The sequence below is a fragment of the Rugosimonospora africana genome (assembly GCF_016862975.1).
Lineage (GTDB): Bacteria > Actinomycetota > Actinomycetes > Mycobacteriales > Micromonosporaceae > Rugosimonospora > Rugosimonospora africana.
The window spans coordinates 86,263-99,216 of the sequence record NZ_BONZ01000012.1 but is presented as its reverse complement, the minus strand read 5'-3'; the positions used below and the strand labels follow the sequence as shown (position 1 = coordinate 99,216).

9 protein-coding genes are annotated in these 12,954 nt (G+C 70.0%); all 9 read right to left on the bottom strand.

Going from position 1 to position 12,954, the window contains the following annotated elements:
* Positions 1 to 2: 2 nt before the first annotated feature.
* Complete coding sequence (locus Raf01_RS05585; RefSeq protein WP_203916628.1) at positions 3 to 3,914, bottom strand: DUF4082 domain-containing protein; 3,912 nt, start codon at positions 3,912 to 3,914, stop codon at positions 3 to 5.
* 157 nt (positions 3,915 to 4,071) lie between these two features.
* Positions 4,072 to 4,866, bottom strand: coding sequence for a Wzz/FepE/Etk N-terminal domain-containing protein (locus tag Raf01_RS05580; RefSeq protein WP_203916627.1), 795 nt, complete (start codon positions 4,864 to 4,866; stop codon positions 4,072 to 4,074).
* A 14-nt stretch (positions 4,867 to 4,880) separates the two neighbouring features.
* Entirely contained in the window at positions 4,881 to 6,158 is a 1,278-nt protein-coding gene (locus tag Raf01_RS05575; protein WP_203916626.1) for an O-antigen ligase family protein, read from the bottom strand.
* Positions 6,159 to 6,298: 140 nt separating this feature from the next.
* Positions 6,299 to 7,396 (bottom strand): DegT/DnrJ/EryC1/StrS family aminotransferase, encoded by a 1,098-nt coding sequence (locus Raf01_RS05570; protein WP_203916625.1) that lies wholly within the window; start codon positions 7,394 to 7,396, stop codon positions 6,299 to 6,301.
* Positions 7,397 to 7,399: 3 nt separating this feature from the next.
* Entirely contained in the window at positions 7,400 to 8,119 is a 720-nt protein-coding gene (locus Raf01_RS05565) for an acetyltransferase (protein WP_203916624.1), read from the bottom strand.
* Positions 8,116 to 9,243: a DegT/DnrJ/EryC1/StrS family aminotransferase gene (locus Raf01_RS05560; RefSeq protein WP_239133396.1), complete on the bottom strand. Its 1,128-nt coding sequence runs from the start codon at positions 9,241 to 9,243 to the stop codon at positions 8,116 to 8,118. The genes Raf01_RS05565 and Raf01_RS05560 overlap by 4 nt, the downstream gene beginning before the upstream one ends.
* A 55-nt stretch (positions 9,244 to 9,298) precedes the next feature.
* The gene (locus Raf01_RS05555; protein ID WP_203916623.1) at positions 9,299 to 10,300 is read right to left on the bottom strand and encodes an NAD-dependent epimerase/dehydratase family protein; all 1,002 of its coding nucleotides are present in this window, start codon (positions 10,298 to 10,300) and stop codon (positions 9,299 to 9,301) included.
* The gene (locus Raf01_RS05550; RefSeq protein ID WP_239133395.1) at positions 10,297 to 11,403 is read right to left on the bottom strand and encodes a Gfo/Idh/MocA family protein; all 1,107 of its coding nucleotides are present in this window, start codon (positions 11,401 to 11,403) and stop codon (positions 10,297 to 10,299) included. Before Raf01_RS05550 ends, Raf01_RS05555 begins: the two co-directional genes overlap by 4 nt.
* Positions 11,404 to 11,723: 320 nt before the next feature.
* A complete protein-coding gene (locus Raf01_RS05545; protein ID WP_203916664.1) occupies positions 11,724 to 12,950 on the bottom strand; it encodes an RNA polymerase sigma factor in 1,227 nt (408 codons plus the stop codon).
* Positions 12,951 to 12,954 lie beyond the last annotated feature (4 nt).

Below are 12,954 nucleotides of genomic sequence, written 5' to 3'. Positions count from 1 at the left end.
CCTCATCCTGTGGAGTCCGGCAGGAACATCGCGTCGTCCCAGTAGTTGTTCTTGGAGGCCGTGCCCGGGAATCCCGAGCCGTAGCGGTAAGCGCCACCGTTCGTCGCGACGTGCAGGGGTGGCTTGTTCACCTGGGACGTGAAGACATTGAGCGTAGCCGAATAGTATCCGACCGTAGTCGAGTACGACACCACGTACGTGGTGTTCGGCGTGATGCGAACCGGTGTCGAGAAGGTGACCATCTGCCAGCCCGAACTCGTCTCGTTGCTGAAGGTGGCCGTCGCCAGTAGAACGCCAGTGGATGTCCACAGTGAACCCTGGTGCACACCGGTGTTCATGGAACCCTTGTAGAACCGGACGCCGGTGACCACGCCGGGCGCGTCGGCGAAGAACTTCAGGCCCACCTCGATGGCCTTCGGGTCATTCCAGTTCGACGTGGCCGGGCTGTCGTCGTTGGTGAACATGCCCACCACGCCCGAGGGCAGCGGCGACGGACTGACCGGCGGCCCGTCGCTGATCGTCGGCGTCGGACTCGCCGGCGCGGTGGTCGAGGAAGACGTCGTTGGAGGAGGAGGCACGGACGGGGTCGGCGATCCGGTCGGCCCGGCGCCCGGCAGGAACAGCGGATCCACCCAGTAGTTGCTGGACTGGTACGAACTGGAGGGGAAGGCGTCGGAGCCGTAGCGGTACACGCCGTTGCCGCCGCTCGGCGCGGTCAGCGCACCGCTGACCAGGGGCGAGCCGAACGCGTTGGCGTCGGCCGCGTAGTGGCCGAACGGCGCGTAGTACGACACCACATACGTGCTGCCGGCGCTGACCGACACCGGCGTGTCGAAGTGCGCGGTCTGCCAGCCGGTACCGGTCTCGCTGCCGAACGTGACCCGGGCCAGCAGCACGCCGGTGCCCGTCCAGAGGCTGCCGGTGTGCGGTCCGGTGTTGCCGTCGCCCTTGTAGAAGCGCACGCCCACCACGGACCCGTTGACCGACGGAGTGAACTTGACACCGACCTCGGTGGCATTGGTGTCCGCGGTGGCCGGGACCACGGGCACCGCGCCCGTGGCGAACAGCGTGTTGAGGCCCGTGTAGGACTCGGTCGTGAACGACCAGGTCGTGGTCCCGGTGACCGCCTTGCCGGTCAGGTCGTGCCCCTGCACGCTTGCCGTGTATCCCATGCCGGCGGCCAGTGGGGCGGACGGCGTGAAGGTCGCGGACTTCGATCCGGCGTCGTAGGTCGTGGTCCCGGCGACCGCCCCGCCAGGGCCGGTCAGCGTGAACCGCACCGACGTCGGATCGAGTGCCTTGGAGAAGGCCGCCACGACGGACGTCGACGTGGGCACGTACAGGGCGTTGGCGCTCGGCGTGTTCGACATCACCGTCGGCACGACCGTGCTTTCGTCCTGGAACAGTACGTCCACGTAGTAGTTGGCCGCCTGGAAGGTGTTCGTCGGGAAGCCGGTGCCGGCCCGGTAGAGCCCGTTGCCGCCGACGTCACCGGATCTGGGCGTGCTCAGCGGCCCGGCGGAGGAGCCGGCGTAGATGAACGACCAGTTGTCCGCCGAGTAGTGCCCGCTCGGGGCGTAGTACGAGGCGACGTAGGTGGTGTTGGCGGTGACCGCCACCGGCGTGCTGAAAGTGAGTGTCTGCCAGCCGTTGGCGGTCTCGTTGACGAACGTGCCGGTGGCCAGCTTCGTCCCGGTGCTGGACCACAGCGTGCCGGTGTGCGTACCGGTGTTGCCGGAACCCTTGTAGAAACGCACCCCGGTGATGAAGCCGTCGTCGTGCGGGACGACCTTCACGCCGACCTCGACCGACGAGCTGTCGTTCGCCGCCGGGACGGCCGGGGTCACATTGCCGAACAAGCTGGCCAGACCGGTGAGTTTGAGGTGCAGGCTGGCCGGCGTGGAGCCGATGTTCACGCTGTCGTCGACACCGCGTACGAAGACGGTCTCATCGGTCACCCCGGCCGCGATGAACGTGTAGGACCACGGTCCCGTGCCGTTCGCCCGGTGCCAGGTGGTCCCGCCGTCGGTGGACACCTCGACCGCCGCGACGTGGCCGCCCACGTCCGACGCGCTGCCCATCAGAGTGACCTGAGCGCCGTTGGCGACCGTGCTGTCCGCAGCGGGCGCGGTGATCGTCACGGTGGGAGCCTGGGTGTCGGCGGACGCCGTGGCCGGCGTGAGCCCTGCCATCAGCGTGGCCGGCTGCACGCCCATGTCCGCGAACAGGTTGACGGTCGCCTGCTGCATGCTCGGGTCCGCCGGCGGCTCCGTGCCGTCGTGGTCGTCGTCCAAGCCCCAGGCCCACTGGATGGTACCGGCGCCGAAGACCAGCGCTCCGCTCGGCGCACGGTACAGAGTCATGTGGTGGGTTGTCGTACCGGGCGCCACGCGGAGGCCGAAGTCCTGCAGGTACTGCGGGGTGTCGCCGACGGTGGTCGACAGGTCGATCAGGCCGGCGGGCCGGAACCCGTTGTCCAAGTCCTCATCGGACTCGTACCCGACGGTGTGCGGAGTCAGCGTCGATGTCTGGCCCAGGGCCGCCTGCCGGGCGACCCCGCTGTAGCGCCACAGACGGAACAGCCCCTCGTCCGGCGGCACCTGCAGCGCCAGGTCGTCGCTGTTGGCCATGTAGGCCGTGCCGGTCAGCGCGTTCTCCGGCTGGCCGCCGTCGTACGGCGGGCTCATCGTCGGATCCCGCCAGGTGCCGGTCCAATCGTCGGTGGGATCGAGCTTGTGGCCCGGATCCCAGGTCTCCTTGTAGGTCACCAGGGTCCGGTAGTCGGTGGAGCTGCCGTCCTCGCTCGGCTCCCAGCGGGTCTTCCAGTACACCTCGTTGCCGCTGAAGAAGGCGAGGTTCACGCCCGCGTCCCGGGCCGCCTCGACGTTGTCGCGCTCGTTCTCCGACCAGTACTCGTCGTGCCCCACCGACAGGAAGATGTTGTGGTTCCGGATGAGCGAACCGTAGCGGTCGGCGTCGACATCCGTCGTGTAGCTGACGTCGTAGCCGTTGCGTTCCAGGAACCGGATCATCGGATACTCGTTGCTGAACAGGAAGTCACGTCCGCTGTTGTCGCCGCGAGTCGCGAATGGACGGTTGTAGCTCAGCTTGTAGGCACGCCCGTTGTCGAAGCCGTGGTAGAAGTCCGCGCCGCCGTACATGTTGTACGCCTGCCAGGTGGCATCGGACGTCTTGAACAGCATCTGCGAGTGGCTGGCGTCATTGCGCACGATGAACGTGATCTGGCTCTTGCCCTGGTTGTCGGTGCGCTTCAGGGTGGCCACGTACACGCCGGACACCGCTGTGACCGGCACCGGCCAGGAGGCGGTGACGGCCCAGCTACCGCAGTCGTAGATCTCGGTGTCCGGGTCGAACAGGCAGTTGTCGGGCTGATGCTCCGCGACATTCGCGATCGGCGTGACGCTGTCGATGTAGCGGGCGCCGTCGCCCTTGTAGTAGCCCAACCGGTAGATATCAATGGTGTACTGGGGCGCATCGGTCTTTATCTTGAAGTTGATGGTCTGTCCGATGTTGACGCTGATGTCGGTGGCGAACCCCTGGATGGTGTCGTCCCCCGATCCATGGATGTCCCAGACCGATTCCGGCGTGCCGTCCTTGGCGTTCTCGCAGACGATCGGGTTGGGGGAGCAGGAATCCGCTTGTGCCGGGCTGCCCACACCGCCGACTCCGGCAATGAGGATCGACAGCACACCGGCGACCGCGCTGGCCGGCCGCCAGACCCGCCGCACCTGCCGCGACAACCACGCCCGCGTCCACGCCTCCGGCGCCGAGCCGGCCCGGCCGGTCAGCACCCGGGCGATGGGAAGTCGTTCCGCCAGCCTCCGGCGCGCCGGCGCGTGCGGAACCTCCGGCGACGGCGCCGCCGGTCTTAGTCCGAAATGTTCGCCGTCCACGGCCCTCACCTCACGAAGAATGACAGTCACCGTGTCCCCCAGGACGACAAGCCGAACGCTATGTACATCTCGACTACTGGACAACTGACCGTCCATCCGGCACCGATCGCCACCCGGATGGTGGCGCGGTCGGCCAACAGGCCGGGGCCGTAGACCGTCAGGCGTCCCCCCGTGCCGGAGTGGACTGACCGTTTGACCGCCGTTCGGTCGTGACGGCGATCGACCCGGCCGCTTCCCTCGGCATTCGGGGCAGAACCATCGTGAGATCGTTGCCCGGCTGCCCACCGCCGTCGCCCGGGTCGCCGTGCCGCGGCTTCCTTCGCCGGGTGGGCAGCGCCTCCAGTACGGAGATCAAGGCGAATATCAGAATCACCCCGGCCGCGGTCACCGCGATCAGCGACCGCATTGTTCCGGTTATCTTCCGGGTCGCGTCGGTTGGTGCGTTGATCGCCAACACCTGGAACAGGAACCGGCTGTCGGCACCGTCGATCGTCTGCATGGTCTGCAGCTCGCTCTTGGTCCGCGCGGCGACCAGGTTCAGCGTGCCCTGTGCCTGGCCGGCGGAGTGGCCGGTGCCGGTGATCTGGATGACGAGACCGTTGCCGATGCTGTTGGTCGAGCTGATCACGTAATTCCGATCGGCGCCCTGCGCGATCAGGTCGCGGCGCACCGCGTCACCGGACACCCGCTGCGCCAACACATCCACGACAACCGAGCTCGGCAACCTGAGGTAGGGGTTGTTGTCGTTCAGCCGTCCCAGTGCCGGATCCGCGGCGATCTGCGCGTCGGTCGGCGGAGCCGGCGGTGCGATCAGAACGTACTGGGCCTGCGACTCGTACGACGGAGGGATGACAAACAGCACGTACGCGTCTCCGCCGACGACCAGCAGCGCGAGGATCACCACAACCAGCGGGTGGCGCCGGAGAGAGGAGAAGATGGCCAGCAGATCCATGAACGACTCGCTTCTTACGAGGAGGAAGGAGGGCGGTGTGCATGCAGCCAACAGGTACCGCACAGTCCGACCACGAGCGCGTGGACCGAAGCGAACTGGGCGAAGGAGAAGGAATCAAAAGTATATGAGGCTACGGCCGCCGCTAGCGCGGCTCCGGCCAGGGCAGCGCACAGGGCGCGAAATTCGGGATCGCGCGCTTTGACCGCCACCTGGACCATGGCGATCATCGGTACCACGAGATAGAGAATCAAAGCCAGCACACCGACCAGACCCAGCTCGATGGCGGACTTGAGGTACTGGTTGTCGAGCACCTTCGTCAGGTCGGTCTGGATGTCGGTACCGCCGCCGGCGCCCAGCCACGGATGCGCCTGCACGGCGGCGAGTACCCGTGGATAGTTGTTCAACCGGTTGGCGACCGACGGATCGGTGGAGCCCGCGGTGAACAGCCCGTACATGGTGCGTAGATAGCCGGGTGTGGACGCGAAGACGCCAACCACCGCGACCGGCGTGAACAGGATGACCCGCGCGCGCTCGGCGACCGGCAGCGCGACGACCAGGACGCCGACGGACGTGACGCTCGCGAGGATCGCGGACCGGGACACCGACATGGGGATGCACATCCCGATCAGCACCAACGGCAGCCAGCGCCGCAGCGCCGAGCGCTGCCGGCCGTAGAGACCGAGCCAGATCGCCAGCGGCAGGAGCATCCCAGCCACCACACCGAACTCGATCGGATGGTTCGCCATGCCGGTGACCCGCACCAGCGCGTCCCGTCCCTGGAAGCCGGAGTAGTCGCCGTTGCGTTCGAATCCCACCAACAACTGCCGCAGGTACGGCTTGAGATCCCAGTGCAACCAGAACTGGAACACGGCGATGAACCCGGAGAACGCACCGCCCCACACGATGACGCGAACCACGCGGTGCACGTCGCGCATCGACCGCAGGTGCTCGGCGGCGACCAGCACCACCCCCGACGTGCCGGCCCACAGCATGAGCCACCGGCCGGCGCCGAGCCGCTGGCTCTCGTCGGGAACGTAGAACGGCATCGCGGCGTAGGACAGCAGCGTGCAGATCCACATCAGTGCGAGCGCACCCCGGATCGGGTACCGGGTGTGCAGCGGATCGTGGTAACCGAAGATCGCCGTCACGATCCAGGCCGCCAGCAGGAGCATGGCGATGAGGCTGGCAACGTACCCCTGCGCGCCGATCACCCGGATCACCGTGTCGGTCGGCAACACGAAGGCCGCGACCGCGAACGCCTGGAGCATCACGGCGGCCTGCTGGGAACCCATCGGCCGCACCGCGGCCCCGAGGGCGGCGCCGCCCCTCGGTCGGTCGGCCCAGCGCCCGCCCTCGCCAACTGCTCCCCCGGACGTGCCGGGCGTCGCCCCGTTGAGCCCGCCCGGCGTCCTCGTGTCGCGGCCTGCCGGGGTCACAACAGGGAACGCAGTGTCTCGATGACGGACTCCTGCGCCTGCCCGGTGATCTGCGGGTAGACGGGTAACGAGAGGATCCGATCGGCGGCGGCCTCGGCGTGCGGGAACGCGCCCCGCCGGTACCCGAGGTGTTCGAAGGCGCGAGTCAGGTGCACCGGTGTCGGGTAGTGGATGCCCGCGCCGATGCCGGCCGCGTTGAGCTCCGCGACCACCCGGTCCCGGTCGGGCACCCGCACCACGTACAGGTGCCAGACGTGCAGGTTGCCGGGCAGCGTCGCCGGCCGCACCACGTCCAGCCCGGCGAGCAGGTCGTCGTACCGCTGTGCCGCGGCCCGCCGCGCCTGGTTGCCGGCGGCCAGCTTGGCCAGTTTGGCCCGGAGCACGACCGCCTGCAGGGCGTCGAGCCGGCTGTTGAAGCCGACCAGGTCGTGCGCGTACTTGGTCAGGCCGCCGTGGTTGGCCAGCGTCCGGACGGTTGTCGCCAGCGTCTGGTCGGTGCTCACCACCGCACCGGCGTCGCCGTACGCGCCCAGGTTCTTGCCGGGGTAGAAGCTGGTCGCCGCGATCCCCCAGGAACCGGCACCCCGCCCGTACCGGGTGGCGCCCTGGCACTGCGCGGCATCCTCGACGACCGCCACTCCGCTGCCGGCCAGCCCCTCGACCAGCCGTTCGACCGGGGCGAGCTGCCCGTACAGGTGCACCGGCAGCACCGCGCGGGTGGCCGGGGTGACGGCCGCGAGCGCCGCCTCGACGTCGATAAGGTAGCTGTCCGGGTCCATGTCCACGAGTACCGGCCGGGCACCGGTCCGGGCGACCGCCTCGGCCGTCGCGATGAACGTGTTCGCCGGCAGGATCACTTCGCCGCCCGGCCCCACGCCGACCGCGCGCAGCGCCAACTCCAGCGCATCGGTGCCGTTGGCCACTCCGACGCAGTGCGGGACGCCGGCGAACGCCGCGTACTCTCGCTCGAACGCGGCCACCTCCTCGCCGCCGATGAACCCGGTCGTCGAGATGACCCGCTTGAAGCCCAGCTCGACCTCCTCGGCCACCTCGGCGTGCGCGGCCTGGAGGTCGACGAGCGGAACTCTGCCCATGGCTCAGCTACTCCTCACGGTCATACCGGCGAACACACTGGCTTTCTCATCCGCCGGGCGCAGCCGCCGGGCCGGGTTCCCGGCCCACACCTCGCCCGGTGGCACGTCGCGCAGCACCACCGCGCCCATGCCGATCAGCGAACCCGCGCCGATCCGCACACCCTCGCGGATCAGCGCGCCCGCGCCGAGGTACACGCCCGGCTCCAACCACGCCGCACCGCCCAGGCGCACCCCGGACGCGATCGTCGCGTAGTCCTCGACCACGTCGTCGTGGGTCAGCACCGCCTGCGGCATCACCGACACGTGCGCGCCGACGGTGACCTCGGCGGTCAGGACCGCGCCGGCCAGCAGGACACTGCCCGGGCCGACGGCGCAGCCGGTGCCGACCGACGCGGACGGGTGCACGATGGTCGCGTACCGGTGGTCGGGCAGCGCCAGCCGGTTGACCACCCGGGCCCGGGCCGCGTAGTCCCGCGGGTTGCCGACGCACACGACCACCATGGCGTCCGGATGGTCGTAGACAGTGGACAGTCCACCGAGGACGGTGAGCCCGGCTCGGCCGGTGCCGTGCAGCGCGGGATCGTCGTCCAGGAAGCCGAGCAGCCGGAACGCCGGCCGCACCTCGTCGGTCGCGTGGTTGGCCGCTTCGTTGATCGCGCGAACGGCCGACACGGTCTCCCGGGCGAACCCGCCCGCGCCCGCGATCAGCAGGTCAGCGGTCATCCCCGGGCCAGTTTCCGCAGCGTACCCACGACCTGGTCCTGCTCGTCGGCGGTCAGCGTGTGGAACAGCGGGAGGATCAGCGAGTCCCGGGTGAGCCGCTCGGTCACCGGCAGGCGCGACGATCGCGCCTGCGCGTACGCCGGCTCCAGGTGAGCCGCCATGATGCCCCGCCGTGCCGAGACACCGGCGACCGCCAGCTCGGCCAGAACCTCGTCCCGGCCGCGACCGAACCGCTCGTCGAGCAGCACCCAGAACGACTGGAAGTTGGCCCGCCCGTACGGCGGGTCCGCCACCGGGGTCAGGCCGTCCACATCGGACAGAAGCTCCCGGTACCGTGCCGCCAGCTCCCGCCGGCGGGCCACCATCGCGTCCAGCTTTCCGAGCTGCACCAGCCCGACCGCGGCCTGGATGTCGGTCATTCGGTAGTTGAAGCCGGTCTCCAGGTATGCCTCGAACACCGGCTGGGTGCTCCGGTGCCGGTCGGCGGCCGACACGCTCATGCCGTGCTCGCGCAGCCGGCGCAGCCGCGCCGCCCAGTCCTCGCGGTCGAGCGTCAGCGCTCCCCCCTCGCCGGTCGTGATGACCTTACGGGGATGGAACGACCACGCCGCGAGCAGCGCGCCGTCCCCGAGCGGCCGGTCGTACGCGGTCGACCCGGCCGCGCACGCCGCGTCCTCGACCAGCGGCACCTCCCAGCTCTGGCACGCCGCGCGCAGGGCGACCGTGTCGAACGGCACGCCGCCCTGGTGCACCGCGATCACCGCCCGGGTGCGCAGCGTCCGCACCGCGTCCACGGTCTCCACCGTCAGGTTGCCGGTGAACAGCTCGACGTCGGCGAAGACCGGAGTCGCGCCGACATACCGGGCCGCGTTCGCGGTCGCGATGAACGACAGCGACGGCACGATGACCTCGTCACCCGGGCCGATGCCCAGCGCCACGAGCGCCAGGTGCAGGGCGGTCGTGCAGGAGCTGAGCGCCACCCCGTGCCCGGCGCCGACGTAGGAGGCGAAGGACTCCTCGAACCGGGCCACCCTCGGCCCCTGGGCGACCCAGCCGGACCGGACGGCCTCGGCGGCCGCCTGCGCCTCCTCCTCGCCCAGGTACGGCTTCATCACCGGGATCACGAGAGATCCTCCGTTGCGTGCGCCCGCACAATCATCGGCGAGGTCGTCGGCGGGGTCACGACGCGGCCCGCTCGGCGCGCCACCAGCGGACCAGGTCGGCCAGGCCGTCCGCCAGGCGGATGCCGGCGACGAAACCCAGCTTGTCGGCCGCCGCGCTGGTGTCGGCGAGCCGGCGGGTCACCCCGTTGACCGCGCGGGCCGGACCGAACTCCAGGTCCGGCTTCGCCTCCATCGTCTCGGCGAGCGCGAGGGCCAGCTCGCGCAGGCTCGTCTCGACACCGCACGCGATGTTGAACACGTCGTCGGTCACGTCGGCGGTAGCCGCCAGGATGTTGGCCCGGGCGATGTCGGCGACGTGAACGAAGTCCATCGTCTGCGTACCGTCGCCGAGAATCAGCGGTGGCTGGCCCGCCTCGATCCGCTCCATCCAGCGGATCAGCACCTCCGTGTACAGCCCGTGGATGTCCATCCGGGGGCCGTACACGTTGAAGTAGCGCAGGGCAACGTAGTCCAGCCCGTTCATGGCGTGGAAGCTGCGGAGCGTGGCCTCGTTGAACGCCTTGGCCGCCCCGTAGAACGTGTCGTTGTGGTACGGGTGGTGCCATTCCGTCGTGGGAAACTCCTCGGCCAGCCCGTACACGGAGGCGGAGGACGACGCCACCACCTTGCGTACGCCCGCCTCGGCCGCCGCCTCCACCACGTTGAACGTGCCGTCGACCAGCACCTCGTTGGCCAGCCTGGGCTCCTGCGCGCACTGGGTGATCCGGATCGCCGCGAGGTGGAACACCAGGTCCTTCCCGGCGGTCAGCTCGCGCACCAGCCCGGCGTCGCGGATGTCGCCCTCAACCAGCCGGACCCGGCTGTCGTCCAGCGCCCTGGCGAGGTTGGCCAGCCGGCCGCGCACCAGGTTGTCCAGCACGACGATCTCCGCCGCCCCGCCGTCGAGCAGTTGGTCCACCACATGCGACCCGATCGTGCCGGCCCCACCGGTGACCAGTGCCCGCGCCCCGTCGATCGCGACCGCCGCCGATGCGCGTGCCCCTTCCGATTCACTCATGCCGCCACCTCGCGGCGCGCGCTGCCGGCCATCGCGTTCGGTGTCACTGCACTCTCCAGGGGGATCGACGCGCCGCCCTCGGCCAGGCTGCGCGAGGCGGCTTCCAGGATTTCCAGTACCCGCAGGCCGGACCGGCCGTCGGTGAGCGGCGCGCGGCCGGTGCGGATGGCGCCCGCATACTCCTCGGCCATCGAGCGCAATGCCTCCCGCTCCGGCATCGCGGGAGCGACCATGTCGCCGGAGCGGTACGAGACGAGCATCTCCCGCCGCTGTTCGGCACCCAGCTCATCCGGGGCGGCCAGGTCGACTCCCCGGTCGTAGACCGAGATGCGCTGCGTCGGGTTGAGGTCGTCCCAGACCATCGTGCGCTTCGAGCCACCGATCAGCGTGGTGCGCACCTTGATCGGCGACAGCCAGTTGACGTGGACGTGCGCGATGGCCCCACCGGTCAGCCGGAGGGTGAGGTATGCGACGCAGGAACGGCCGGCCCCGATCGGGTCGGCGCCGGCGGCCGCCACCGAGACCGGTCGGACGTTGTCCGGCAGCACGAAGTCCAAAATGGACAGATCGTGGGGTGCCAGGTCCCAAATGACGTCGATGTCCCGCTGGACCAGACCGAGATTGATTCGCACCGAGTCCAGGTAGTGCAGCTCGCCCAGCTCGCCGCCGCGGAGCATCTCGCGGATCCGCAGCACCGCCGGGGTGTAGCAGTAGGTGTGGTCGCACATCAGGACCAGCCCGCGCCGGTCGGCCTCCTCGACCAGCCGCAGCCCGTCCGGGTACCGCGCGGCGAGCGGCTTCTCCACGAGCACGTGCTTGCCGGCTCGCAGCGCCGACATGGCCACGTCCAGGTGAGTACCGGCCGGGGTGGCGATGGCCACCGCGTGCACCGCCGGATCGTCGAGCACCCGTTCGAGGTCGGCCGTGGCCTGCACGGTCGAGTACTGGCCGAGAGCCCGCTGTGCCCGCGCGACGTCGAGGTCGCACAGCCAGCGCAGCCGGAACGATGGTGAAGCCTGGAAGTTACGGACCAGATTGGGTCCCCAGTAGCCGGCTCCGATGACGGCGACGCCGATCGGTTCCTCGGTAAGCGAAACGCTCACGGCTCCTCTTTCGGTCGGCGGCTCGTGTTCCGGGCCGCACATGACACTTAGCGGCCGACGGTCTTCCGCCGGTCGCGAAGGGGTGCGCTGCCAAGGTTCGCCACGGAACGTACCGGCGCCGGAACGCTCCAGATAGCCCGCTGACAAATACCCGGCAGACCGCGACCGAGAAGCGATCCCTTTGGCTGATCGCCCACCCGACGGACGGCGTGAGGCGAAACCATTCATGGTCGGCGGGGCCGGCCCGACGTCCGGGTGTACCGACCGATCAGGGCTTCAGCCCTGACGTCCCGGCGGTTTACGCGAAACGCGACCTCGTCTCACGAAGACAACTCGGCGATCCGGGCGGAGAGAAACTCGCGTTCGGTCTCGTTGTCGCACAGGTCGAGCGCGACCCGGTAGGCGGCGACCGCCTCGGCGTCCCTGCCCAACTGCCGCAGCAGGTCGGCGCGGGTCGCCGGGAGGTACCGGTACCCGGCCAGCCGCGGGTCCGCCCCCAGCACCTCGACCTCCGCGAGCGCCGCCGCGGGGCCACTGACCATGCACAGCGCCACCGCGCGGTTGAGGGCGACCACCGGCGACGGCCACACCCGCAGCAGCTCGCCGTACAGTCCCAGGATCTGCGGCCAGTCGGTCTCCTGGTAGCTGGGCGCCTGGGCGTGCAACGCGGCGATCGCGGCCTGGAGCGCGAACCGGCCGGGCCGACCGCCGCGCAGCGAGACGAGAACCAGGTCGCTGCCCTCGACGATCGCGGCCCGGTCCCACCCGGTGCGGTCCTGCTCGGCCAGCAACGCCAGCCGGCCGTCCGGCCCGGTACGGGTGCCGCGCCGCGCGTCGGTCAGGAGCATCAGAGCGAGCAGGCCGGCGGCCTCCCGCTCGTCGGGCATGAGGGCGCGCAGCATCCGGGCCAGGTCGAAGGCGCGCTCGATCAGGTCGTGGCGCACCAGCGTCCCACCGGCCGGAGCGGTGTGTCCGGTCGTGTAGAGCAGGTGCACCACGGTCAGTACGGCGTCCAGCCGGTCGGGCAACTCGGCCGCGCCCGGCACCCGGTACGCGATCCGGGCCGCCGTGATCTTCTTCTTCGCCCGGGTCACCCGGGCCGCCATCGTCGACTCCGTCACCAGGAACGCGCCCGCGATCTCGCCGGTGCTCAGCCCGCAGAGCAGCCGGAGCGTCAGCGCGACCTGCGCCTCCCGGGCCAGCGCCGGGTGGCAGCAGGTGAAGACGAGACGCAACCGGTCGTCCGGGATCACGCCGTTCCCCTCCCCGAGCACGCCGCCCACGCCGTCGTCGCCCATGCCGTCGTAGCCCAGGCCGCCGTTGTCCGTACCGGTCGGCTCGACGAGCAGCGGCAGCTTGGTGCGCAGGGTCCGGTCCCGGCGGAGCAGGTCCAGGGCCCGGTTGCGGGCCGTGGTCGTCAGCCAGGCGCCGGGCCGCTCCGGAATCCCCCGGTGCAGCCAGCTGTCCAGCGCGGTCACGTACGCGTCCTGGACGCACTCCTCGGCGACGTCGAGGTCGCCGGTGACGCGCACCGTCGCGGCGAGCACGAAC